Raw genomic sequence first — 23,651 nt, 5'->3', positions numbered from 1 at the left:
GGACGACACTACCCTGTTCAAAGTATTTAAAGTTTTTCCGCTGGGAAGCGTCACCTATGTGCTCCTCGTCAAGCAAGATCACGGCTCGGCTCGGTACCTTCTTCACTCGATTTACTTTTCGCATCGAACTCCGCCCGCGTCATGACGTCCTCGACATGCATATTCACCTCGACGACATCAAGGCCGGTCATGTCATGCATCGCCTTCTTGATTTTGGCGACGGTCTCGTTAAAGATGCCCGGTATACTCTTTCCGTATTCGACGATGACCCGTAAATCGAGCGCGACTTGATGTTCGCCAACTTCGGCGTCGATTCCTTTCGTGATGTCCTCTGTACTCCGGAACCGGTCTGCGAACCCGCTCATGAAGCCACCGCTCATCGACAAGATGCCTTGGACCTCACCAGTCGCAAGTCCCGCAATCTTTTTGATGACTTGGTCTTCAAACGTCAACTTGTTTTGACGCACCGTTTCGTCTGACGCGCTCTTCTGGACATTCGTGTTTTCGCTTTGCATGGCCCTTCTCCCCTTCCTAATCCTCGAACTGACTCGTTCCGTTTACTTCCGCGTGAAAAATGACACCCATTCGTCTACCCGAAGCACACCGTCCGCCCACTTGCCGAGTAAAAATCCAACAAACGCCAGCGACACGATGAGAAGCGTCTGGCCGAAGCCGATTGTCAGGAACAGTACCGCAATGACAATCCCGACAACGACTCCGAGCAGACGGAATCGGTAAGGAAACAACATCGTTTTCACATCCATCACAGCACCTCCTTATACGACTCGTTCTGACGTTTGACGTTTCGTATCTTGAATGTGGAGTGACACGTCAGTCACCGGCAATTCAAGCAATGCTTCAAGCCGCTCTTTCACGTGCGTCTGAATCTCTTTCCCGAGCGTCGGCAGCCCGTCACGATTGAAGACCGAACAATCGATATGGACGTGGACGCTCTCTTTCTTTGAATCGATGTCGACTTTGACGTCCGGCGTCCGCACGCCTTGGAACGTCTTCAACGATTCGTACACCATCTTCTCGATCTTCTCGGTCGAGATGGTGATTCGCCCTTCCCCTGTCTCGATCGTATATCGTTCCGATTTCGATTTGGCGATGAGTCCGGTCAGAAGCATCAAGATAAACACAATGCCAAGGAAAATGGAGATTGCGAGGATGGTGTATACGTACTCGTCTTGATTTTGCCACCGTTCTAGATAGGAACTGAGTCGTGGGACGTCATAGACTCCGAGCAACAGCACCCCAACACTGACCAACCCGACAATGCCCGTGATGACCAAAATGAATCGATTCAATCCATTCATGCCCCTATCCCCTTTACGAATAGCTTATTTCACGACATAACGTTCATTCTCTCTCTATGTATATACTTAATAATTTCCCTTTCAGACGTGCATAAAACATTTCACGTTATGAACTTGAAGATGGTTTGACGACAACCAAAAAGAAGCCCATGTCAGGCTTCTTCATCGTCCGGAATGGTTATTTTATCGAACTGTTCGTCGCGACAGAGCGTGATCGCTTGCATCGCGAGCTGATAGTCCTCTTGCGGCAGGCTGATCAGTTCCGTCGGCAGCACCCATTCTTTATGGTTGTACAGATGGATGACAAGTTTGACGAGGACGAGCTCGCCCTTATCGAACGTATTGTCGTCGATGATTGTCGATGTGTTGATTCTCCCTGTCTCGAGGTTGACGTACGGCAGCAGAATGTCACGCACCCGCTCGTTCCCCGCGATCACATACAGCGCCGAGAAATATTCTTTCCCCGCCGCCCCTGGGTCTTCTAACCGCCGTGCCAGTTGTTTGAACACGCGATAGTGGTCAGCCGACAAAAATTCGATGTTGTTCATAGTGTTCAGCCTCTCTATCCGTATTTCGCTAGATATGTATCATTTCCACGCTTTGTCAAAACATAACCCTATCCGCAGCCTATTCCGCAATTTTCACATTTCGCAATGACAAAAAAGCGGCAGCTCTTAGCCGTCGCTCGTCCCGAACAGTTCGGTCCCCGGCTTCACCCGTCCGTCGTCATACTTATAGATGATGTGCTCGGCCGAGAACTCGGTCGGTATCGTGAGCCCGGCCGCGGCCGTCAAGTTGTACAGCCCTTCGCGAAGCGAGATGATATAGTTCGTCACCCGGAAGCTCTTCTCGTCAACGACGAGCGCCCGTTGCAGCTTCGGGTCCGTCGTCGCGACACCGACCGGGCACCGGTTCGTATGACACACTTGTGCCTGGATGCAGCCGACGTTGAACATGAGGCCACGGGCGATGTTGACGAAGTCCGCGCCGAGCCCTAAGGCGATGGCGACTTTATCGGCCGTCACGAGCTTGCCGGAGGCGAACAGTTTGATCTTGTCGCGCAGTCCATGCTCGACGAGGAGACGATGGACGTACGGCAACGCGGCGTGAAGCGGCAGTCCGACCGCGTCCGCGAGCTCTTGATACGTCGCCCCGGTCCCGCCTTCCCCGCCGTCGACGGTGATGAAGTCCGGATATCGATCGGACGTGGCCATGGTGGCGATCAAGTCATGGAGGTCATCGAGCCGACCGACGACGAGCTTGATGCCGACCGGCTTGCCCCCGACGTCGCGCAACCGTTCGATGAAGGCGAGCATCTCCGTGTTCGTATGGAACTCGTTGAACCGGTTCGGGCTGTCGATGCTGACGCCGACTTTGACGTTGCGGATCTTGGCGATCTCCGGCGTCACTTTCGTACCTTCGATGTGGCCGCCCCGCGTCTTCGCACCTTGGGCGAGCTTCAGCTCGAAGGCGCGCACTTGTTTGATGGCACTCTTCTCCTCGAACGCCTCCCATGAGAACGCCCCGCCCTCGGTACGGACACCGAACAATGCCGGCCCGATCTGATAGACGAGGTCGACGTCCCCTTTCAAGTGATAGTCGGACAAGCCGCCTTCTCCGGTGTTCATCCACGTCCCTTTCGCCCGGCCGAGACCAATCGAGAGCGCGCTGATGGCGTTCTCGCCGAGCGAGCCGAAGCTCATCGCCGACTGACCGATGAGGCCGCGCACTTGGAACGGCTCCCGGCACGTGTCTTTGCCGATGACGGGCGCGTCTGCAAGCGGCAACAAATACGGTGACACCTTTTGCTCGACGATGTGCTCTTTTCGCGTGAACAGATTGTCGGCGTCGAGATGATACATATGCGTCGTCACCGTCTCGTCTCGGGCAATCTTCAAGTCGGTCCGTTGCGTCGGGAACAAGGCGTTCTGGACGTAGAAGCCGTTCGCGTCGAAGTCCCGTTCCGACCCGAAACCGATGAGCCGCGACTTATATTTCCCGGAAATGACGGCCGACTCGTACTCGTTCCGCGAGAACGGCGTCGCTTCGTTGTCGTTCGAAAATAGGTATTGGCGCAGCTCGGGGCCGATCATCTCGAGGATGTAGCGGACCTTGCCGAGGAGCGGGAAGTTGCGGAGGACGGCGTGCTCGCGCTGATTGCGGTCTTTCATCCATAAGTAGAACAGCAGCATGAACGGCATCGAAATCAAAAGCACCATCAATATGAGCAGTACGACCAGCATCGTCGTGTTGAGCGACATCGTCCTCTCTCCTCCCGTAGCGTTCGGTTGTCCTTATCCGATACCACGTCGGGTGAACGATGAAACAGCTCATTCATCGTCTCCTAACTTCCCGTCGTTCCAATTGCCGAGCTGCTTGCCTTGTCTCGTCTTGTCGATCAGGTTGCGAAGCGTCGCCTGAGTGTCCCGTCCACATTCTTCACTTGTCCGTCGATCCAGCCGAAACAGAGTGCCTCATACACTGACTCGATATACTCCATCCCTTCGCCCTTGCGGAACTCGACCCAAAGCTCGCGCTCGTCAGGATGATCCTGCAGCCAGTGACGGAACGTTTCTGCCGTCTCAAAGTATCGCGCTTCGCTCACTTTCCTCCCCCCCTTTGCTAACAGTATTCCCCTATGCGAACGGTTTCGCGTCATCCAATCAGGGAATTAGACAGTGTCAGGTGCAACGATTGTCAGGTTAGCCATTCTGTTATAAGGAAGTGATTGTGTGTACACCATTGGCGTCGACATCGGGACGACGAGTACGAAAGCCGTCCTGTTTCAACATCACCAACAACTCGCGGTACATAACGTGCTGTATCCGCTCCTTACCCCGGACACGGAGACAGCCGAGCAGGACCCGGTCGTCATCTACGGAGCGGTGCTTGAAGCAGTCAGTACCGTCCGGGCGCAAGCCGACGGTCCGATCCGCTTCGCTTCGTTCAGCTCGGCGATGCACAGCTTGATCGCACTCGATGATACAGGGCGTCCGCTCACGAACAGCATCACCTGGGCCGATAGCCGGGCCAACCCGTACACGCAGGAGATCAAACGCGACTTTGACGCGAGCGCGCTCCATATGCGCACCGGCACACCGGTCCATCCGATGGCGCCGCTGTCGAAACTGCGTTGGTTAAAAGCGGAACATGCGGACATGTTCAAGCGTGCCGCCAAGTTCGTCTCGATCAAAGAGTACGTCTTCTATCGCCTGACCGGACGCTTCGTCGTCGACCATTCGATCGCCTCGGCGACCGGTCTGTTCAATTTGAAGACGTGCGACTGGGACGCGGAGGCGTTACATATCGCCGGCGTCACACCGGACCAACTGTCCGAGCTCGTGCCGACGACCGAGATCATTCAATTAAAGCAAGACGTGCGTGAGACGCTCGGCTGGGACTTCCCGCTCGTTATCGGGGCAAGCGACGGTGTGCTATCGAACCTCGGTGTCGGGGCGTTCGAACCGGGCGTCGTCGCTGTCACGATCGGGACGAGCGGTGCCATCCGGACGGTCGTCCGTGAGCCGGTCGAGGACCCGAAAGGCCGTATTTTCTGTTACGCCTTGACCGACAAGCATTGGATCATCGGCGGACCGGTCAACAATGGCGGCATCATCCTCCGTTGGCTCCGGGACGAGTTCGCGGCGAGCGAGGTCGAGACGGCGAAACGGCTCGGCATGGACGCTTATGACATCCTGACCGATATCGCCGAGACGGTGCGGCCGGGTGCCGACGGGCTGTTGTTCCACCCGTACTTGATGGGCGAACGGGCCCCGCTCTGGGACTCGAACGCGCGCGGCTCGTTCTTCGGCCTGAGCATCCACCATAAGCGTGAGCACTTCATCCGCTCGGTGCTCGAAGGTGTCATCTTCAACCTGTATACGGTCATGCTGGCGCTCGACGAGCTGACGGGCGCACCGAACCGGATCCATGCGACGGGCGGTTTCGCCCAGTCGAAGCTGTGGCGCCAGATGATGGCCGACATCTTCGACACGCCGGTCGTCGTGCCGGAAAGTCATGAGAGTTCGTGCTTAGGTGCGGTCATGCTCGGTGAGTATGCGTTTGGTGATATCGACGACTTCACGGCCGTGCCGCAAGTGACGCATGAGCACATTCCGGACGTAGAGGCGACGACAATCTACCGGGAGTTACTCCCGATTTATATTCGCTTATCGCGTCATTTCGCGGAAGAGTATGAAGCGATTGCTGCGTTTCAGCGGAAGCATGTATGAGAGAAGCCGAGTCCTTCAAGGGCTCGGTTTTTTGAGGGAATCAATTATTCAGATGCGGTCGCAGGTGCTAAAGGACATCCGTCATCGGAATACGATCATTCGAATGAATGACAGGATTACGAAAGGATATTCAATTACATATATGGAAAATAACGATAGGTTTAAAGGTGTCTACACTTCTCTTGGAAGGGTTATAAGTTTTAGTGAATGAAAAGGATGATCATCAGGAGGAGGGATTGATTCAGTGGCCATTGCTGTCGGATATATAATTACATGTATAGGTACATTTGTGGCTTATTGGCTTAGTACGGGAGAAACGAGAAAGACAAAATTCAAAATATGGGGCATCGCTCTGATGCTTCCCATTTCGCCAGCTTTAGCATTTTCAATCGGGCTCTCCTATGCAATTAGTGTCGAAAATGGTTGGGCCGGATTAATCATGTGGCTTATCTTCCCCATTATTTTCTTAATCGGACTCACTCTGCTGTTAGTTGGCATTTTCAAAAAGGAAAAGGAAATCGTTTGAGGGATGCAATTAAAGTATCTTCCAAGACATATATCAAATTGAAGGGGGAAAGAAATTGAATAAAGCGTTTTTAATTATAATGAACATTATAACGGGATTGGTCGTGACCGCTCTCACTATTTTCGCTCTTGGAATAAGTGGCATGGCAGAAGGGCCTCAACCTGCGTCTAGCTACTATTGGTTACTGTTATTCGGGGTATGGTTTATTGGTTTAGTCATGCAGTTGAAAAAATCAACTAGAGTCATCGGCTTAGTCGTTACCTTTCTTCCTATCCTCTATTTTGTATCTCTTTTTGTATTTGAATTCTTATAACTTTTGGTCCGTCACCATAACGTGTAGTTAGGCGAACGTTACGGTAATGGATCATTTTTTATGCCTTCTCGTACGTCACCATGACGAACTGTCCCGACGCGCGCTGACTCGTCAGTCTCAACTTCGTCTCCTTCGTGCCTTCCGGGAAGAGCGGGATGCCTTCTCCTAACACGACCGGGGCGATGGCGATCTCATAACGATCGATCAAATCGTGTTCCATCGCGGCCTTGATGATTTCCCCGCCGCCGATGAGCCAGACGTCTTTGTCGACTTCTCGTTTCAACCGCTCGATCAACTGCTCGATCGGCTCGTCCGTGAACGTGACGTGCTCAGCTTCCCGCTCCGGGCTCCGCGTCAGAATGTAGTTCGGGATGTCCGGGTACGGATAGCGGTCAGGTTCTAACTTCAACACTTCCTCGTACGTCTTCCGCCCCATGATGACCGCACCGACCGTCTTGAAGAAGTCGGCGTAGCCGTTGTCCCCCTCCCCAATAATTTCAAATAGCCAATCGAGCTGATCGTTCGTCCGAGCTATCTTTCCATCTAAGCTCATCGCGATATATACGACGACGTTTGCCATGATGTATTCCTCCTTGGTTCGTGATACATTCAGCTTAATCGACAAACACGACAAAACTTGACGGGAATGGTTCATTTGAAAAAACGACATTTGCAGTTGATTCGATTGTTGAATCGCGGGCGCCGGTTCACGGCGGACGAACTCGCCCATGAGACAGGTGCCTCGGTCCGGACGATTCAACGGGACATGTTCACGCTTGAAGAACTCGGCTATCCGATATGGAGCGTCCCTGGTACGGGCGGCGGTTATGAGATGTTGCCGAACCGCTTGTTGCCCCCGCTCCAGCTCCGCGAACAAGAAGCGGTCGCGCTCTACCTCACGCTCAAGTGGATGGAACAGATCCCGGACGTGCCGTTCGGCAACATGCGCGACACGCTATCCGACTGGTACGTGAACGAGTTGCCACATGATCTTGAGACGAAAATCGCCCGGCTCGAAAAGAACATCCTTTGGCTCGGAAACAAGACCGTCCCATCGGCCCCCTTCACAAAAGACGTGTATGCGGCGGTCGAACGAAAACGAAAAGTCGAGATGACGTACGCGACGACGAAAGGACAACGGACGTTCACAATCGAGCCGGTCGGGATGGCGCTCCTCAACTTCAAATGGTACGTGTTCGGTCGATCGGACTATGGATTGCGTCAATATCGGATCGGCCGGATTGAAGCGCTGCACTCGTTGAATGAAACGTTCGAAGCGGACGACTTAGAGACGCTGCTGCACGCGAGCGACGCACGCGACGGCGTCACCGTTCGGCTCAACATCACCCCACTCGGACGCCGTCTGCTTGAAGACGTATTACCCGATATCGCAGAAAAGAATGAGTGGGTCGTGCCGGAAGCGGAACTCTCCTTCTTGTCGCGGCAGTTGCTCGCGGCCGGCGCGGAAGTCGAGGTCGTGGCACCGCTTGAATTGCGAGAGATGATGCGGGAGCAGGCAAAAAGATTATGGGATCTATATCAATAGAAAATGGACTCATACCGGCAAAGGTGTGAGTCCATTTTAGTTCGGTCGAGTGTTTACTAGTTGAAGCTGTCGAACAGATTCCTGAAGTCGCTCAGCATTTTTCGGACTTTGCAACAAATACATCGTTTCCATCAACCGGTTGTATTCTTGCTCAGGCATGATGATTGCATGTTTGCCGTTCTTTTGTACGATTGTAATCGTCTCTTGATTGTCGTGTACTTGATGCAAAACTGCTTTCAAGTTATCACGTGCCTCGCCGTAGGAAATGACAGTCATATTGCTCACTCTCCTTTGGAATCATTGATATTTAAACTATACCCGAAGGAACAGCAGAAATTCGATGAGACTTCTGTAATTATTCATGACGAATAATTCGATTCATGCAAAAACTGTAATTTAATGGTAAAGACAACTTACATACCTCTTAGTAAAGGAGCGCTCTCATGACTAACAAGCTATCGTTTTTCACTCTATTCGTCTCCATCAGCGTCGTCTCACTGTTCATGATCATGGTATACATCACCATCTCGCCACTCGAATTGAACGAGACGATCGGTTCAGGGCTGTTCTATTTAAAGGGCTACTATGAAGAAGGCAATATGATCGTCACCGAGCAAGGCATCGGCGTCGTCACGTTGCCGCTCGCAATCGGACTCGTCTTCGCCTCACTTATCAAAGGTATCCAGTTCTTCAAAACACCGTCAGCCATCAACTGAAACGAGCCCTTCAATCACGAAGATTGAGGGGCTTTGTTTTGTCGATAGGCGAACCGACGCTTCAAGACGACATCGTCCGCACCCCGTACATGACATCAGCGCATAGGCAAGCGATGGCAAAGGCCGGCTTCCAAATGTGGGACTGGAACATCGACAGTCTCGACTACCGGTATAAGTCGGACAACCGCCGCGTCCAAAATCAAGTGTTCGCCCGGCTCGACGCGAACTACAGAGCGAGAATCGCCTCGATCATTTTGACGCACGACCATTCGATCACCCCGGCCGCACTCGACTACATCCTCCGCCATTCGAAGAAACGCGGCTACGAATTCAGGACGCTACAAGGCATCAAAACCCCGCACAACTTCTTCAGCAAATGGAAGCCAAGACAGTAAAAAATGCCGAGTCGCATGGACTCGGCATTGCTGTTTACATCTCGAGCTCTGTGAACGCGAGCGGGACGAGTTCTTCGAGCGTCACTTCTTTGACGTCGGCGTTACCGTTCGTGAGCAACACCTTGAAGTCCGGATCACCGAACTCGACGAGCACTTGGCGGCAGATGCTGCACGGCGGCAAGAAGTCGACCGTGTCACCTGACACCGCGACGGCTTCGAAGTCACCTTTTTTATAGCCTTGCGCGATGGCCGTGAACACAGCCGTGCGCTCGGCACAGTTCGTCGCTCCGAACGAGACGTTCTCGACGTTGACGCCGTCGATGACCGTTCCGTCCTTCATGAGCAACGCTGCTCCGACACGGAAGTTCGAATACGGTGAGTAGGCGTTCTCTTTCAATTGACGGGCGCGCTCGACTAATTGTTGTTGGTTCATGGGATCATGTCCTCTCTGACTCAAAATGAACTGATGCCAGTTCCCGTGCCTCGATTTTTGGGCAGGATTTCTAGCATACACCTCGCACTTGAGACAAGTCAACATTTTTTTGTTGACGCTTTCACCTAGACGAAACAGGAGCCGTGTCCCACCCGACACGGCTCCTCTCTCGTTACAACTCCCCTCTCCGGTTCATCCGGATCAAGAGGTAAATCAAATACGGCGCGCCGACCATGCCGGTGATGACCCCGACCGGATAGCGGACGGTGAAGGCGAACTGACCGATCAGATCGGCGGCGAGCACGAGGACGACGCCGACAAGTCCGGCCGGAATGATCGTCGAGCGCCCATCCCCGACGAGCCGTTTCGCGATTGGCCCAGCGAGGAAAGCGATGAAAGCGATCGGTCCGGTCGTCGCTGTCGCCAGCGCGAGCATGAGCACCGAGGCGATGATCAAGAGGATCCGGGTCTGGTTCGTCTTGATGCCGAGCGACGTCGCCGTCATCTCCCCGAGTTCTAAAATCTGCAGCTGCCGGCTGAGGCGGAGGATGACCGGGAGACAGAGGGCGACCGCGAGCATGAGCGGCGGCAACGTCTCCATCTTGACCCCGTTCAAACTGCCGCTCAGCCAACGCATCGCCGTCCCGACATCGTTTTGGCGACTAATGAGCAATAAGTAGTTGATGACCGCGGTCAGCATCGCTTGGATGCCGATCCCGACCAAGACGAGACGTCCGATCGAGAAAGCGGCGCCTTTTGATAAGACGTAGAGCACGATGACCGTCGCGAGTCCCCCGATGACCGAGATCATCGAGACGAAAGTGTTGCTCGCCTGCAAGACGACGATGCCGAACACGGCGGCCGCACTCGATCCTGTCGTGATGCCGATGACGTTCGGGTTGGCGAGCGGGTTTCTGAGCATCGTCTGGAACACCGTCCCGGCGATGCCGAACGCGAGTCCTGAGAAGACGCCGGCGAGCATGCGTGGCAAACGGATCGTGCCGACGGCGAACGACGCACCCGGTACTTGTTCCCCGAACAAGACACGGACGACATCCGCGACCGGATAGATCGTATTGCCGAGCATGAGCATCAATGCGCTCAAGGCGAGCGCGAGCACGAATAGCACGAGCGTCACGAACACCGTCCGCTGCCGGCGCTTGCGACTATTGTGAATGATAGGTTGAACTGACTGTTTCATCATAGGCCACGCACCTTCACTTTCATCGTCAAGGCGATCAAAATCGGCGCCCCGACGAACGCGGTGACGATGCCGACTTCAAGTTCGCCCGGACTGCCGAGCAAACGCCCGACTACGTCGGCGAACGTCAACAGGATGGCACCCGATAAGGCTGACATCGGAATGATATACCGTTCATCCGGTCCGAGCACGAGACGGATCAAGTGCGGGGCCAACAGACCGATAAAGCCGATCGGACCGGCCAATGCCGTCGCCGCGCCACACAAGATGACGCCGGCGAACGAAGCGATGACTTTTAACGAACCGATCCGGACCCCGAGTCCCGTCGCCATCTCTTCGCCGAGCGCCATGATGTTGAGTGACGGGGCCGCGAAAATGGCGATAAAGATGCCGGCGATGAAGAACGGGAGGAACGTTACGATCGAGTCCATCGTCCCCGCCCCGACGCTGCCGACTTGCCAGAACCGGAACTGGTCCATGACGTTCGAGCGTGGGATCATGATCGCCATGACGAGCGAGGACAACGCCGCACTCGTCGCCGCCCCGGCCAAGACGAGCTTGAGCGGGGTCGAGCCGCCCCGCCCGAGCGAGCCGATACCGAACACGAACGCGGCCGTCAAGAGTGCACCGACGAGGGCGAACCAGATGTAGTCGCCTGCAGTCGAGATGTTGAAGAACGCAATCCCGACGACGACGAACAGCGCCGCGCCCGTGTTCACCCCGAGAATGCTCGGGTCAGCGATCGGATTACGTGTCACCGACTGCATCAAAGCACCCGACACACCGAGCGCCGCGCCGCACATGAGACTGAACAGCGTCCGCACGACCCGTTGCCGGACAATGTCCGCTTCATACGACTGAACAGCCGGACGGAATAAACCGTCAAGCAGTTCATCCCATCCGACTGTCCGTGAGCCGAAAGCAAGTGAAGCGAGCATGCAGACGACGAGCAGGACGATCGATCCTACGAGCAGGAGCGGGAAATGTCTCGGCGTTTGCAACTTCTTCAGCGTATTCATATGATTACTCGACTTTCCCGATTGCTTCTGACACGAGCTTCAGGTAGTCGTCGATCGTGTATTCGATCGAGAGCGGTGACGGTGTCCCGGCAGCCGCGAGCGGCGTGTTGTCTTCGATCATGACGACCGAACCGCGCTCGATGGCCGGTACTTTGCTGTAGAGCGGGTCCGCTTGAAGTGCTTTCAACGTCTCTTCGTTACCATAAGTGACGAAGATGTCGACGTCGTTCAAGATGTCAGCGTTCTCCGAGCTGAGCTCGAGGTAGAAGCTGTTCTCGTCTTTAATTTGGTCCGTGATGTTTTCTGGGTACTCCATACCGAGTTCTTCGATGAAGGCGCCACGCGGGTCACCTGTCGTGTAGATGTAGAACTTCGAAAGGTCGTCCGGGCTGAGCGCGATGAAGGCCGCTTTCTTGCCAGCCATGTCCGGTACTTCAGCCGCTTTATCAGCGATGAGTTTTTCTGTGTCTGCGATCAACTGCTTGCCTTCTGCTTCCATGCCCATGGCGATCGAGTCGTAGAGGACCGTGTCCTGCCATGATGACACCCAAGGCGTTTTTTGGTAAGCGACGACCGGTGCGATCTCGCTCAACGTGTCGTAGTCTTCTTGCGTGATGCCTGAGTAGGCAGCCAAGATGACGTCCGGTTGTGAGTCAGCGATCGCTTCGAAGTCGAGACCATCTGTGTCTTGGTAAATGTTCGGGTTGTCTTCCCCGAGGTCTTTTAACTTCTCAGCCGTCCATGGCAACATGCCGCTGCCGTCCTGGACACCGTAATTCGCAGCCGAGAAACCGACTGGGACGACGTCAAGCGCGAGCGCGACGTCTTGGTTCGACCAAGCAATTGTGGCGACACGTTCCGGCTTCTTGTCGATGACCGTCTCGCCTAACGCGTGTTTGATTGTGATCGGATAGCCTTCCGCTGTGTCTGTCGACTCATCCGTCGTGGCCGCGTCTTCATTGTTCGAGCCGCATCCGGCGAGCACGAGCACGAAGGCAGACATGACGATGAACATATGTAGCATCTTTTTGTAGTTTTTCACGTTCTGATCCCCTTTTCGTATGACAATGCCGTTTAATCGACATTGATAATCATTATCATTCATGAGTATAGGCTGAACGGCTTGACGTTGTCAACGTGAAATACGCAAAAAACCCATCGCCTTCACGTCGACGGGTCTCGGTTATCTCGCATCACATCCGCCACCGGACATCCTGCCTGCTCTAACTCCGAGACGATGCGCGTATAATCCTCATCGTTCCGGTTCTGGCTCAGCTTGAACGCCGCCTGCATTTCATCGATATCGATACGGAAACCGACGACGCCATGTTTTTGCCGTTGCACCGGCTCAGATAACTCCTCCCAGACGACGGCGTTCTCTCTCTCCCCTTCATGGTCACGGAGCAGTCCGACCAGGTCTTCCTCGAGTTGTTCCGCGTTTAAGAGAGTCGCCTTCCCATACAGATGGACGGCCTGATAGTTCCACGTCGACACGTCCTCGTGGCCATACAAGGACGCCGAGATATAGGCGTTCGCTCCTTGGACGATAATGAGCACGGTCTGGTCTTCGATTGACTGCCATTGCGGGTTGTTTTTGGCAATATGCGTCGTGAACCAGATGTGATCACCTTCATGGTGAATTCGGAGCGGCACGTGTGTCGCGTGCGGCTTCTGCCCATCATGTGTGACGACGGTGCCGAACGGATGGGCTTTCAAAAAAGCGTGGACTTCTTCAGCGTCGTTGACGGCATATAGTTTTGGAACGTACATCGAATTCCTCCTCCATTGTTAGCTAGCTTACAAACAAAGCGACCGATGACATGGTAGGATTGCCTCCTCGAAACAACATAGAGGAGGAACCCCAGTGGCTACACTTTTCAACTTACGCGACCAAGCCCCAAACTTCAACTTACCGGACGTATCCGGTGACACGTTCTCACTCACAGACTCGATTGAACGGCACGATGGTTGGCATCTCATCATCTTCTTCCGTGGTGCCTGGTGTCCGGTCTGTGTCCAAGATTTGAAAGAACTCGAGAGCCAACAAGGCTACTTCCGCGATAAAGGCATTCGGCTCGTGACGATCTCGACCGACCGCGCCGAGGACTTGAAGCAAATGGCCGACGACAATACGCTCAGCTTCCCTGTCCTCCGAGACGAGTCGCTCGAGACGCTGCTCGATTACGGCGTTCAGTACCATGGCGCCGACGCCCCGTACGCCGACCACGGCGAGCACGGGGAACCGGCTTACTTCCTCATCGACGAGACTGGGCGTCTGTTGTATCAACAGATTCAGACGAGCCCGTTCGGCCGACCGACCGCGACCGAGCTCCGGAAAATCGTCCAGTACATTAAAAAGAATCTGAAATGACAAAAAAGACGTCCATTACGACGTCTTTTTTTCTAAATTGTAAGGCCGGTTACAGAAATCAAAATCTATTCGCTATACACTTATTGTATCAAATTAAAAGGAGTGAGGAAGATGAAACGGTATGTGGTCAACGGTGTGATTGGCGGGGTCATCGGCGGGATCTTATTTGGTCTACTGATGCAGATGATGGGCATGATTGGAATGATCGCCAGCATGGTCGGGAGCGAAAGTCTCGTCGTCGGTTGGATCGTCCATATGATCATCAGCATCATCTTCGGCGTCACGTACGGATTAGGTCATTTGGTCATCTCAAACGTTTGGGCGCTCGCCGTCTTGTTCGGCATCGGCATTTGGATCGTCGGTCCGCTCGTCATCATGCCGCTCATGATGGGCATGGGGACGAACCTCGCGAACGCGTTCGCACCGGATCAGCTGATGAGTCTCGTCACGCATCTGTTCTTCTCGTTCATCTTGGCCATCGTCTTCAAACTACGCACCGAAAAACAAGTCGTGCCGAAAGCGGCAACTCGTTAATAAAGGGCAGCGTATGAACAGCACGACGGAACAGCAATTTGCGCAAGCATCTCCATAGCGCGAACGCGAAGACGCCAGATGAAGTCACCCGTTTCCTAACCGAACACGTCACAATATGACAAAAGGGAGTCACCCTACTCCCTTTTTTCGCCTGTTCACTTTGTCAGTAGCTCGAGTTCGTCCCATAACTCGTCTCCCGTGAAGACCCTGGTCTCGTTCACGAGTGCCGGGGTGACAAGTTCGCGGTTCAAGTTGATCAATTCTTCGGCAAAGCGCTGTTCTTCGAATAGATTTTTTTCGACGAACGGGATTGCTAATTCGTCTAAGCGCAATTTGACACGGTGACACCGTGAACAGCCGTCGATCGTATAAAGTTCGAGCACGAGACTCCCCCCTTTTTCCTCATTCTATCGTTTATAATCAAGAGAGACAGTAAGACAGATTACACGAAAGCGAGGTGTGAACGATGGACAAATTGACGTTACTCTCACATATCAGCCTGTTCGACGAGCTACCGATGCAAGAGTTGAAAGTGATCGATGAGATGAGTAAGATGCGTCCTGTCAAAAAAGGGAAAGTCATCGTCTCCCCGGACGCCCCGATCCCGGCGTTGTTCCTGTTGAAAGAAGGACAAGTCCGGCTGTATCGGATGAATCAGCACGGCAAACAGTTCACCGTCGACATTTTGACGAGCGGCAATATCTTCGGTGAGACGGCGACGCTCTCGTTGACCGACGATGACTTGTACGCCGAGGCGATGACGGACACATATCTTTGTACGATCGGGGTCGATGAGTTCGAGCAATTTATCGAAAAGAATCCGAAGATCGCCTTGAAGCTGATCAACATCCTGTCCGTGCGACTCAAGGAAGTGTACGCGCTCAGTGAAAAGATTGCTTTGACCGACGTGAAGTACCGCATCTTGTTCCTGCTCCTCAAGTTGAGCGAGAAGAGCGGTGAACGCAAAAAAGACTGGCAGACGATCAACATGAAGCTGACTCACGCCGATATCGCCGCCATGGTCGGGACGACACGGGAGACGACGAGCGTCATCATGTCTAACTTGAAGAAAGACGGGTATATCAAAAAGGGACTGCGTCTCTCAATCCACGCGGACAAGGTCCACCAGGCGCTAGACGAACTTTAGGAGGGGATTATTTGATAAAAGCATTCGTATTCGATGTGTACGGGACGCTGTTCGATGTCCATTCCGTCAAGGCGGCGTGTGACGAACAGTTCCCCGGGAAAGGTGACCCGATCAGTCAGACGTGGCGCACGAAACAACTCGAATATTTCTTCATCCGTCAGATTTCGGGCCGCTACGAAGACTTCTCGGTCGTCACGCGTGACGCCTTGCGTTACGCCTTAGCGGCGGCCGACGTGACCGCATCTAGCGACGTCGAGGACACGCTCATCGCCACGTATGCGGAACTCTCACCATATGAGGAAGTCGAGGACGTGTTGAAGCAGCTACAGGACAATCAGACCGTCGTCTTGTCGAACGGGACCGCTGACATGCTTGAACAATTGATCGCGAACGCGTCGTTCACCGAACTGTTCGACGAACTCGTCAGCATCGACGGTGTCAAACAGTTCAAGCCGTCACCTGCCGCCTATATGAGCTGGTTCAAGACGACCGACTTGAAGCGGGACGAGGTGCTGTTCATGTCTTCGAACGGCTGGGACATCATCGGCGCCAAGAACTTCGGCTTCCGGACGGCGTGGATCAATCGTGACGGCAAGCCCTTCGAAACGATGGATGTGCGTCCAGACGCGGTCTACGACGACTTGACCGGAATTTTGGAATGGGTGACTTCGTAACGTCTTGCATTTGAGAAGGAGGAATTGTGATGAAGGCATTATTTTTGAACTGTTCGTTGAAAAGCGGGGACACGGTATCGCATACGGAAGGTCTGATGAAAGACATCATTCCCCACTTTGACAAACTCGGCGTCGAGTCAGAGATCGTCCGCGTCATCGACTACGACGTCGCGTTCGGGGTGACCGAGGACGAAGGGGCTGGCGACGAGTGGCCGCAACTCTTCGCCAAGGTGAAAGCTGCCGACATCCTCATCATCGGCACGCCGCTTTGGCTCGGGGAGAAGAGCAGCGTTGCCACCCAAGTGATCGAACGGCTATACGGCGGGAGCGGGCTGAAAAACGAACACGGTCAAGCCATCTACTACAACAAAGTCGGCGGTGTCGTCGTGACGGGTAACGAGGACGGGGCGAAACACGCCTGTGCCTCAATCCTGTACGGTCTGTCCCATATCGGCTTCACCATCCCGCCGAACGTCGACGCGTACTGGGTCGGCGAAGCCGGTCCAGGCGACTCGTATCTTGACGCCGGCCGCGACAACGCCTTCACGAAAAAGAATGGACGGGTTTTGGCTTATAACCTCTATCATTTCGCGAACATGTTGAAACAACATCCAATCCCGGCTGAAGGCAACATCATGCCGTGACCGACCAAGGCGATGAATCCACAAACGGATTGATCGTCTTTTGCCGTCGTGTGCGAAAATGAAGGTACCATCCACGAAATGAGGAGATATTATGGCACACCGCATCTACACGACGAGCTTCGCGAGCGTTTATCCGCACTACGTCGCGAAAGCCGAACGAAAAGGCCGGACGAAAGACGAAGTCGATACGATCATTCGCTGGCTGACCGGCTATGACGAGGCCGGTCTCGAACGGCAACTCGAGGCCGAGGTCGACTTCGATACGTTCTTCACATCGGCCCCTGACATGAACGAGGATCGCGCCCTCATCAAAGGCGTCGTCTGCGGCATCCGCGTCGAGAACGTCGAGGAGCCGCTCATGCGCGAGATCCGCTATTTGGACAAACTCGTCGACGAGCTGGCGAAAGGCAAGGCGATGGCGAAGATTTTACGAGGAGGTGAACAGTGATGGACTATACGACACTCGTCGATGACAAACGGCTCGACAGCTTCATCCGCTTGATCGACGTGATCGATGCGAACTTGCCGGACGGCTTTGAGAAGACGACCGACGGGAAAGGTGTCCATTACGTCGTGCCGTTGTCGATGTACCCGCCTGGTTATCACGTGACGCCGGGCACCCCGTTGCCGTTTATAAGCGTCATCGCCCAGAAGAATCACGTCGCCTTGTATCACATGGGCGTCTACGCCGACGAAGACGTGTTGCGTTGGTTCGAGCAGGCGTACGCCGAACGAGTGTCGACGAAACTCGATATGGGCAAGAGCTGTATCCGCTTCAAGAACGTATTGCATATCCCGTACGACTTGATCGGCGAGCTAGCCGCGAAGATGACGCCGGAGCGATGGATCAAACTATATGGAGGAAATCGGAGATGACCGTGTTGGTCGTCTCTTTTTTTCGGCACATTTTGTAAGCTTGGTTACCGCCTCTGAATCGTCCGCTATTGTATGCTGAGAAGAGACATACTCGTCGAAAGGAGGACCCGTTATGCCACGCCCGCTCAAAATCAGTTTGATGCTCGTCCTGTTCGGGACAATCTTTTACATCACCCATTTCCATTACGAGCTTCGCCCGTCCGACGTCCGGGACATCGTCTTGTCGTTCGGCTGGTGGGGACCGCTCGTCTTCTTCTTGATCTATGCGATCGGCCCGCTCGTGTTCTTGCCGACGTCCGTCTTATCGCTCGGCGCCGGTCTCGCATTCGGTGTCTGGCCCGGTGTCCTCTATATCCTGTTCGGTGCGACCGCGGCGGCGGTGACCGGCTACGTCATGGCTAGGCTGTTCGGACGTTCGGTGCTCAAAGTCGAGAAGTATCCGTGGTCGGAGAAACTGTTCGCCCAGATGGAGGCGCGCGGCTTTTTATACGTGTTCGTGCTGCGCCTGATCCCGCTCGTCAGTTTCGATCTACTCAGTTACGCCGGCGGCATCGCGAAAGTGCGGTTCAAGTCGTTTCTGCTCGCGACCGTGCTCGGGATGATCCCCGGGACACTCGCCTACAGTTTTTTAGGGGCTAGCCTCGCTTCAGGGAGCGTGACGACGATTTTCATCGCTGCCCTCGTCTTCATCAGTCTGCTAGGCGTCACCTACTATTTCCGGAATCCGGTCAAAAAGTGGCTCGGCTTAACGTCTGAATAAACAAAAAAACGGATGAGGCGGCTGCCTCATCCGTTTGCTTTAGACGTTGAATCGTCTCGTCATCTCACGCATCTCGTCTGCCATATTCGACAGCTCTTGCGCCGACGCCGTGATTTCTTCCATTGACGCCATCTGTTCTTCCGTCGCCGCCGATGAGTTCTCGGTCTCGGTCGCCGTCGTCTCGGTGATGCCTTGAATCTCATGCACCGACGTCAACACCTCGGTCGCACCTGCCGCCATCTCTTCGACAGCACCAGACACTTCCTCGACTTTCTGACTCACTTCTTCAATCGCGAGCTTAATCTCATCGAACGCCGTCCCTGCTTGTTGGACGTTCGTCACGCTATGCGCCATATCGTCTTCGACGACGTGCATCGTCTTGACGGCTTGTTTCGTCTCCGTCTGCGTGTCCGTGATCAGCGACGCAATCAACTTCGTCGCGACGGCCGATTCTTCGGCGAGCTTTTTCACTTCAGAGGCGACGACGGCGAACCCGCGTCCATGATCGCCGGCCCGAGCCGCTTCGATGGCCGCATTCAACGCCAGCAAGTTCGTCTGCTCGGCGATGCCTGAAATCGTTCCGGTGATCGTCCCAATCTCTTGGGAACGGACGTCGAGTTGGCCGATGACGTGTTGGAGTGTTTTGACTTTCCCACTCATCTCCTCGAGCTGTGTCTCGAGCGTCTCGATCAAGTCATTCCCGGTACCGACTTTCCGGAGCGCCCCTTCCGAGAGCTCTGTCATCTGTTGGGCGCTGCCCGAGACATGATGGATCCCGTTCGTCAGTTCCGTCAGTGTGCCGTTCGATTCTTTCACCCGCGTCAATTGACGGAGCGACCCTGACGCGATCTCTTCCATCGTGACGGCGACCATCTCAGTCGCTTTCGTCGTCTCTTCGACGTTCGATTTCAAATCATCGGACGACGTCGCGACACGTCCGGCGGTCGAGGTGACATTCCCGATCAACTCCCGGAGACTATCTTTCATCTCATTGAACGAAGTCGAGAGGGAACCCAACTCATCCCGTGACACGTATGTGCTCTCAACCGTCAAATCACCGGCACCGGCCTGGCTCATCAGTCTGTTCAACTCACGAATCGGACGGACGATGAGACGCGTGATGTAGATGCCGAGCGCAATCGATAACGCTCCGCCAATCGCGACGAGTGCCCAAAAGGTGAGGACGGACCGTTCGCGGTCCGTTTGCATCGCCGCACTCGCCGTCTCGGCTTCTTGATTGATTTCGTCCATGATGAAAGTGGCCGTCTCGACTAGGTTTTGCCGGACCGGTCTCAAGTCGTTCATGTAGACGCGATAGGCCGCCGCGTCCTCATTGCGGAGTGACGGCTGGAGCACTAATTCAGAACCCTCAAGGTAGGACACGATCTCGGCGTTCAAGTTTTCGACCTGTCGCTTTATCTCCTCGTCCTTCGTTGTGAACGTCTCGTTGAATAGCTCGAGGTTCGTGCCGATGCTGGTGCGTCGTTCCGCGATGCTCGCTTGCAGTTCTTCATTCCGTACTGAGTCGGTCGCAAGTATCAATTCGAGCAAATAACCGTCAAGCGCACGGTTGTCGGTCCGAATCTGACCCAAATAGCGAATCGGCAATAGCCGTTCTTCATAGATTTCTTCTCCCGCGTCGGCCATCCGCCCCATCAGGACGTGACTGAGCGCCGCCACAACGACGAGCGTCGCGATAAACACGGTAATCAATACCGCAAGTTTTTTGGACATGTTCAAATTCTTCATGGTCATACCTCCTATCTGTTTTATCGTAGGTGAGGGGTAGAGTGTGAAGTTGTTCCTTAAAGTGTTGACCTTTTTTATCATTTTTAAAGCGATAAATCTGCATTCTCTGTCTTTTCTGCCTGAGTCCGCAATTTTAGTGTCAGCTCGAAGCACGGGCCAACTAAAAAACAGACCACGAATTCGAATTCGCGGTCTGTTTTTATAGCGTTGCGATAAGTTGTTTGAGTGCCTCACGGATCGGCGTGACCGGACGACCGAGTACACGTTCGAAATCGGTCGATTCGACCTCGAGTGACCCGTTTTGAATGCTTTCTTGGATGCCGACGACGATCGGGATGGCGAAATCCGGTACACCGGCACCACGCATGACGTCGGCGTAAGCATCGGCCGTCACTTCTTGGAGCGGAACGTCCCGCCCGATGACATCGCTGAGCGCCTTGACGAGTTCTGCTTGGGTATGGAGCGGACCAGACAGCTCATAAATCTCTGCTTCGAAGTCGTCAGCGAGAAGGACGTTCGCTGCGGCTTCGGCGTAATCTTGTTGTGGCGCCCAACCGACTTTGCCGTCACGTGACGCGCTGACCCACGGTGCACCGGCAAGCGCCCCTTGGATGTTGCCGAGTTCGTTCTCTAAATACCAGTTGTTGCGCAGGAAAGCGTGGGGGATGCCCGTCGCTTCGATTGCCGCCTCGGTCGCGACGTGCGGCGGTGCCATCAAGTTTTGGCTGTCGGTCGCGTTCGCGAGGCTCGTATAGACGATAAAACCGACGCCGGCCTGTTTCGCTGCCTCGACTGCGTTTCCGTGTTGACGAATCCGTGTGTCGTTGTCCCCGTCCGTCGAGATGATCAGCAGTCTTTCGACGCCGCGGAACGCCGTATCGAGCGTCTCTCGTTTGTCAAAGTCCCCGTGACGCACATCGACGCCTTTCGCTTTCAACGCTTCCGCTTTCTCCGGGTTGCGGACACTGACCGCAAGTTCGCTCGCCGGAATGGACTCGAGTAATACATCGACGATTTTTGATCCGAGTTTTCCGGTCGCACCTGTGACTAAGTATTTCATGATTCATTTCCTCCTTCTCAATTTGTGGTCGAGTCAGTTACACCTGCTGTATTTGTCACTTGGTTGTTCCCTGTTAAGCTGAGAGTGTAACCAGTCTGCTTATATGATTGTTCCGGAGGTGGTCGCCAATGACGATTAGAAGCCGTAAAAACAAGTTCTAATGACCTCAAAATTTTAAATTCGTGCAAATTCGGTTATATTATCTATATAGATTTCAAACGAGGAGGAATTAGACACATGTCTGAACTTGAACTACCCCCACCTACGCTGCGCTTGGAGGTGAGGGATTCCTGAGTTATCCGGTCTAACGACCGAAACCTGATCAGGCTAACCCCGTCGTCCCGACGGTTGAAGAGGCCAGGATGCGTTCGGCTTCTCGTTTGAGATTGAGTCCTGCGTTGACATCGCGGTCGTGGTGGACGCCGCAGTTCGGGCACGTCCATTCACGCAAGCCGAGATGTTTCACGTCTTTGTGTTGATGGCCGCAACCTGAGCAGAGCTGGCTCGAGGCGAACGTCTTCCCGACCTTGACGACGGTCTTCCCGTACCAGTCGGCCTTGTATGCGAGCATGCGGAAAAACTCCGACCAACCGACGTCGGAGATGGCCTTGCTCAATTGGCGGTTTTGCTGCATGTCCTTCACCTGCAGCGTCTCGATCCCGATGACGTCGTGGTTTTTGACGATCTCGGTCGACACCTTCTGCAGGAAGTTGTTGCGCTTGTTCGCGATTCTCTCGTGGATGCGCGCGACCTTGCGCTTCTGCTTCTGATAGTTCTTCGCCTCGGACAATTTTACGTTCTTGTTCAGGGCGATGAGCTGACGGCGGGACAGCTTGCGCTGCTCACGTGCCAATTTTTTCTCGAGCGTGCGGAAATGGCGGTCGTTCGGGTACACCGTCCCGTCCGACAAGATTGCGAAGTGCTTCAGACCGACGTCGACGCCGACCGAGGAGCCGGTTTGAGGAAGCGGCTCGATGTCCTGCTCGACCTTCAGGGAGACGAAGTACTTGCCCGTCGCATTCCGGCGGATCGTGGCGCTGAGGATCCGACCCTCGACCCGTCTCGAGTTGGCGAACCGGACCCACTTCAGCTTCGGCAGTTTGAGCCGGTTCCCGGCGATCGACACCTCGGGCTGCTGCGACTTGCCCTGGATGTTCGTCGTGTACGACTGGACCGGGTTGCGCTTCGACTTGAAGCGCGGGTGCCCGTTCTGCTTCGTGAAGAAGCGGTCATAACCGTCGGCCAGGTGCTTCAACGACCACTGCAGGGCCGTGCTGTCCACTTCTTTCAGCCACGCGAGCTCCTCTTTCATGGATGGGAGCGCGTCGGAACACGCGCCGTAGGACAGTCCTGCCCCGCTCGCCTGGTACGTCTCGTCCCACTTCGCCAGGAAATGGTTGAAGACGAAGCGGGCGCAGCCGAGCGTCTTGGCGATCAGGACCTCCTGTTCCTCGGTCGGATAGATCCGAAATCTGTACCCTTTGTGTGTCGACACGCCGTTCACCTCCTCTAGGTATTTATACCCAGAAAAGTTCGTGGCGATTCATCGCCCACTTTCGCTGGGGCTTCGCCCTGGTCGCTTAGAAGCGGGCGTATTCTCGCCTATTTTTGATAAACAAAACGGTAAGTATGACCGCATCATCGATCAAGTTGCGGCCAAGGCGAAAGAATTCACCGGGAAAATGAATGATAATAAAACTACCGGTCAACGAAGCGGCGATGGACACTCTAACTCTTTGACGGACAAACTGAAAGGCGTCCTTAATCAATTCCAAAATCCTAAAAAATAAGCGAAGAGATTGGGATATACCCAACCGATTTCAAAGAATTTAATATGAAGCGGCCACCGTAAGCGACTTGTTCGCTCATGGTGGCCTCTTTCTATTCGATTTACTCGATAATTCCAGCTCAATTTCTAAAAAACTGTCATGTCAACTCTTGCCTCATCGCTCCGTACTTAATAAAACACCGTGCTAACGATATATCACAAAGATGCCAATCCGATGCGCTGAACTGAACCCTGAATGATAGACACTTGATAAAAAGTGCTCATTCAGGGTTTTTTGTGTGCGGTCGAATCGATATAATGAACCTATTCATTCAGACGGGGGAACGCATCCATGAGTAAAATCATCT

Annotated in this window: 32 protein-coding genes; 15 read left to right on the top strand and 17 right to left on the bottom strand. The window is 54.2% G+C overall.

What is annotated here, in order from left to right; translation table 11 throughout:
• Positions 1-68 precede the first annotated feature (68 nt).
• From EVJ28_RS13285 to EVJ28_RS13260, 6 genes are all read right to left on the bottom strand, one after another.
• Positions 69-515, bottom strand: a complete 447-nt coding sequence (locus EVJ28_RS13285) for an Asp23/Gls24 family envelope stress response protein (RefSeq protein ID WP_131468987.1) — start codon at positions 513-515, stop codon at positions 69-71.
• A gap of 42 nt (positions 516-557) precedes the next feature.
• Entirely contained in the window at positions 558-764 is a 207-nt protein-coding gene (locus tag EVJ28_RS13280) for a DUF2273 domain-containing protein (RefSeq protein WP_131458524.1), read from the bottom strand.
• A gap of 12 nt (positions 765-776) precedes the next feature.
• Complete coding sequence (gene amaP, locus EVJ28_RS13275; RefSeq protein ID WP_070328388.1) at positions 777-1,319, bottom strand: alkaline shock response membrane anchor protein AmaP; 543 nt, start codon at positions 1,317-1,319, stop codon at positions 777-779.
• A 152-nt stretch (positions 1,320-1,471) separates the two neighbouring features.
• Positions 1,472-1,867 carry a hypothetical protein gene (locus tag EVJ28_RS13270; protein ID WP_131458523.1) on the bottom strand — a complete coding sequence of 132 codons (396 nt, stop codon included), beginning with the start codon at positions 1,865-1,867 and terminating at the stop codon, positions 1,472-1,474.
• Between the two features lie 126 nt (positions 1,868-1,993).
• The gene (locus EVJ28_RS13265) at positions 1,994-3,580 is read right to left on the bottom strand and encodes an FMN-binding glutamate synthase family protein (RefSeq protein WP_131470421.1); all 1,587 of its coding nucleotides are present in this window, start codon (positions 3,578-3,580) and stop codon (positions 1,994-1,996) included.
• A gap of 137 nt (positions 3,581-3,717) precedes the next feature.
• Positions 3,718-3,924: a YdeI/OmpD-associated family protein gene (locus EVJ28_RS13260; protein WP_131489255.1), complete on the bottom strand. Its 207-nt coding sequence runs from the start codon at positions 3,922-3,924 to the stop codon at positions 3,718-3,720.
• A 127-nt stretch (positions 3,925-4,051) separates the two neighbouring features.
• On the opposite strand from EVJ28_RS13260, the gene gntK reads away from it, so the two are divergent.
• The 3 genes from gntK to EVJ28_RS13245 all read left to right on the top strand — a co-directional run bounded on the left by gntK (position 4,052) and on the right by EVJ28_RS13245 (position 6,390).
• The gene (gntK, locus tag EVJ28_RS13255) at positions 4,052-5,551 is read left to right on the top strand and encodes a gluconokinase (RefSeq protein ID WP_131489253.1); all 1,500 of its coding nucleotides are present in this window, start codon (positions 4,052-4,054) and stop codon (positions 5,549-5,551) included.
• Between the two features lie 244 nt (positions 5,552-5,795).
• Complete coding sequence (locus EVJ28_RS13250) at positions 5,796-6,077, top strand: hypothetical protein (RefSeq protein WP_131489251.1); 282 nt, start codon at positions 5,796-5,798, stop codon at positions 6,075-6,077.
• Between the two features lie 55 nt (positions 6,078-6,132).
• Entirely contained in the window at positions 6,133-6,390 is a 258-nt protein-coding gene (locus EVJ28_RS13245) for a hypothetical protein (RefSeq protein WP_131489249.1), read from the top strand.
• A gap of 58 nt (positions 6,391-6,448) precedes the next feature.
• On the opposite strand, the gene EVJ28_RS13240 is transcribed toward EVJ28_RS13245, so the two are convergent.
• The gene (locus EVJ28_RS13240; protein ID WP_131489247.1) at positions 6,449-6,970 is read right to left on the bottom strand and encodes a dihydrofolate reductase family protein; all 522 of its coding nucleotides are present in this window, start codon (positions 6,968-6,970) and stop codon (positions 6,449-6,451) included.
• Between the two features lie 66 nt (positions 6,971-7,036).
• Here EVJ28_RS13240 and EVJ28_RS13235 point away from each other — a divergent pair, with 66 nt between their 5' ends.
• Positions 7,037-7,936 (top strand): helix-turn-helix transcriptional regulator, encoded by a 900-nt coding sequence (locus EVJ28_RS13235; protein WP_131489245.1) that lies wholly within the window; start codon positions 7,037-7,039, stop codon positions 7,934-7,936.
• A 36-nt stretch (positions 7,937-7,972) separates the two neighbouring features.
• On the opposite strand, the gene EVJ28_RS13230 is transcribed toward EVJ28_RS13235, so the two are convergent.
• Positions 7,973-8,212 (bottom strand): type II toxin-antitoxin system Phd/YefM family antitoxin, encoded by a 240-nt coding sequence (locus tag EVJ28_RS13230; protein ID WP_131468970.1) that lies wholly within the window; start codon positions 8,210-8,212, stop codon positions 7,973-7,975.
• 167 nt (positions 8,213-8,379) lie between these two features.
• On the opposite strand from EVJ28_RS13230, the gene EVJ28_RS13225 reads away from it, so the two are divergent.
• Both EVJ28_RS13225 and EVJ28_RS13220 read left to right on the top strand, forming a co-directional pair.
• Positions 8,380-8,652: a hypothetical protein gene (locus EVJ28_RS13225; RefSeq protein WP_131489243.1), complete on the top strand. Its 273-nt coding sequence runs from the start codon at positions 8,380-8,382 to the stop codon at positions 8,650-8,652.
• Positions 8,653-8,690: 38 nt separating this feature from the next.
• The gene (locus EVJ28_RS13220; protein ID WP_201738421.1) at positions 8,691-9,047 is read left to right on the top strand and encodes a polysaccharide deacetylase family protein; all 357 of its coding nucleotides are present in this window, start codon (positions 8,691-8,693) and stop codon (positions 9,045-9,047) included.
• A gap of 34 nt (positions 9,048-9,081) precedes the next feature.
• Here EVJ28_RS13220 and EVJ28_RS13215 read toward each other — a convergent pair whose 3' ends face one another.
• The 5 genes from EVJ28_RS13215 to EVJ28_RS13195 all read right to left on the bottom strand — a co-directional run bounded on the left by EVJ28_RS13215 (position 9,082) and on the right by EVJ28_RS13195 (position 13,470).
• The gene (locus EVJ28_RS13215) at positions 9,082-9,480 is read right to left on the bottom strand and encodes a cytidine deaminase (protein ID WP_016507888.1); all 399 of its coding nucleotides are present in this window, start codon (positions 9,478-9,480) and stop codon (positions 9,082-9,084) included.
• 172 nt (positions 9,481-9,652) lie between these two features.
• Positions 9,653-10,684, bottom strand: coding sequence for a FecCD family ABC transporter permease (locus EVJ28_RS13210; RefSeq protein ID WP_131489241.1), 1,032 nt, complete (start codon positions 10,682-10,684; stop codon positions 9,653-9,655).
• Positions 10,681-11,700, bottom strand: a complete 1,020-nt coding sequence (locus EVJ28_RS13205) for a FecCD family ABC transporter permease (RefSeq protein ID WP_070328124.1) — start codon at positions 11,698-11,700, stop codon at positions 10,681-10,683. Before EVJ28_RS13205 ends, EVJ28_RS13210 begins: the two co-directional genes overlap by 4 nt.
• Before the next feature lie 4 nt (positions 11,701-11,704).
• Positions 11,705-12,724 carry an iron-siderophore ABC transporter substrate-binding protein gene (locus tag EVJ28_RS13200; RefSeq protein WP_201738423.1) on the bottom strand — a complete coding sequence of 340 codons (1,020 nt, stop codon included), beginning with the start codon at positions 12,722-12,724 and terminating at the stop codon, positions 11,705-11,707.
• A 140-nt stretch (positions 12,725-12,864) separates the two neighbouring features.
• Positions 12,865-13,470 (bottom strand): FMN-binding negative transcriptional regulator, encoded by a 606-nt coding sequence (locus EVJ28_RS13195; protein WP_131470413.1) that lies wholly within the window; start codon positions 13,468-13,470, stop codon positions 12,865-12,867.
• 94 nt (positions 13,471-13,564) lie between these two features.
• Here EVJ28_RS13195 and EVJ28_RS13190 point away from each other — a divergent pair, with 94 nt between their 5' ends.
• Positions 13,565-14,071, top strand: a complete 507-nt coding sequence (locus tag EVJ28_RS13190; RefSeq protein ID WP_131489237.1) for a peroxiredoxin family protein — start codon at positions 13,565-13,567, stop codon at positions 14,069-14,071.
• A 111-nt stretch (positions 14,072-14,182) separates the two neighbouring features.
• Positions 14,183-14,605, top strand: coding sequence for a hypothetical protein (locus EVJ28_RS13185; protein ID WP_131459043.1), 423 nt, complete (start codon positions 14,183-14,185; stop codon positions 14,603-14,605).
• A gap of 155 nt (positions 14,606-14,760) precedes the next feature.
• On the opposite strand, the gene EVJ28_RS13180 is transcribed toward EVJ28_RS13185, so the two are convergent.
• Positions 14,761-14,988 (bottom strand): glutaredoxin domain-containing protein, encoded by a 228-nt coding sequence (locus EVJ28_RS13180; protein ID WP_070328128.1) that lies wholly within the window; start codon positions 14,986-14,988, stop codon positions 14,761-14,763.
• Between the two features lie 83 nt (positions 14,989-15,071).
• Between EVJ28_RS13180 and EVJ28_RS13175 the strand changes: the two genes are divergently transcribed.
• From EVJ28_RS13175 to EVJ28_RS13150, 6 genes are all read left to right on the top strand, one after another.
• On the top strand, positions 15,072-15,752 hold the full coding sequence (locus EVJ28_RS13175) for a Crp/Fnr family transcriptional regulator (protein WP_131489235.1): 681 nt from the start codon (positions 15,072-15,074) through the stop codon (positions 15,750-15,752).
• An 11-nt stretch (positions 15,753-15,763) separates the two neighbouring features.
• Entirely contained in the window at positions 15,764-16,426 is a 663-nt protein-coding gene (locus EVJ28_RS13170; RefSeq protein WP_131489233.1) for a haloacid dehalogenase type II, read from the top strand.
• A gap of 29 nt (positions 16,427-16,455) precedes the next feature.
• The gene (locus EVJ28_RS13165) at positions 16,456-17,070 is read left to right on the top strand and encodes a flavodoxin family protein (protein ID WP_131489231.1); all 615 of its coding nucleotides are present in this window, start codon (positions 16,456-16,458) and stop codon (positions 17,068-17,070) included.
• A gap of 91 nt (positions 17,071-17,161) precedes the next feature.
• Positions 17,162-17,518, top strand: a complete 357-nt coding sequence (locus EVJ28_RS13160; protein WP_370253845.1) for a DUF2200 domain-containing protein — start codon at positions 17,162-17,164, stop codon at positions 17,516-17,518.
• On the top strand, positions 17,518-17,946 hold the full coding sequence (locus EVJ28_RS13155; RefSeq protein ID WP_131489227.1) for a DUF1801 domain-containing protein: 429 nt from the start codon (positions 17,518-17,520) through the stop codon (positions 17,944-17,946). Before EVJ28_RS13160 ends, EVJ28_RS13155 begins: the two co-directional genes overlap by 1 nt.
• A 112-nt stretch (positions 17,947-18,058) precedes the next feature.
• Complete coding sequence (locus EVJ28_RS13150) at positions 18,059-18,706, top strand: TVP38/TMEM64 family protein (RefSeq protein WP_016507788.1); 648 nt, start codon at positions 18,059-18,061, stop codon at positions 18,704-18,706.
• 39 nt (positions 18,707-18,745) lie between these two features.
• On the opposite strand, the gene EVJ28_RS13145 is transcribed toward EVJ28_RS13150, so the two are convergent.
• From EVJ28_RS13145 to tnpB, 3 genes are all read right to left on the bottom strand, one after another.
• Entirely contained in the window at positions 18,746-20,455 is a 1,710-nt protein-coding gene (locus EVJ28_RS13145) for a methyl-accepting chemotaxis protein (protein ID WP_131489225.1), read from the bottom strand.
• Between the two features lie 199 nt (positions 20,456-20,654).
• Positions 20,655-21,515 carry an SDR family oxidoreductase gene (locus tag EVJ28_RS13140; RefSeq protein ID WP_131489223.1) on the bottom strand — a complete coding sequence of 287 codons (861 nt, stop codon included), beginning with the start codon at positions 21,513-21,515 and terminating at the stop codon, positions 20,655-20,657.
• Positions 21,516-21,837: 322 nt separating this feature from the next.
• Complete coding sequence (gene tnpB, locus EVJ28_RS13135; protein WP_131489221.1) at positions 21,838-23,010, bottom strand: IS200/IS605 family element RNA-guided endonuclease TnpB; 1,173 nt, start codon at positions 23,008-23,010, stop codon at positions 21,838-21,840.
• A gap of 40 nt (positions 23,011-23,050) precedes the next feature.
• Between tnpB and EVJ28_RS13130 the strand changes: the two genes are divergently transcribed.
• Positions 23,051-23,305 carry a hypothetical protein gene (locus EVJ28_RS13130; protein WP_131489219.1) on the top strand — a complete coding sequence of 85 codons (255 nt, stop codon included), beginning with the start codon at positions 23,051-23,053 and terminating at the stop codon, positions 23,303-23,305.
• The last annotated feature ends 346 nt before the right edge of the window (positions 23,306-23,651 follow it).

Origin of the sequence: Exiguobacterium sp. SH3S3 (assembly GCF_004337115.1) — a bacterium.
Classification (GTDB): domain Bacteria; phylum Bacillota; class Bacilli; order Exiguobacteriales; family Exiguobacteriaceae; genus Exiguobacterium; species Exiguobacterium aurantiacum_A.
Note: the sequence above shows the minus strand (reverse complement) of the source record. Positions and strands in the feature narration are given on the sequence as shown.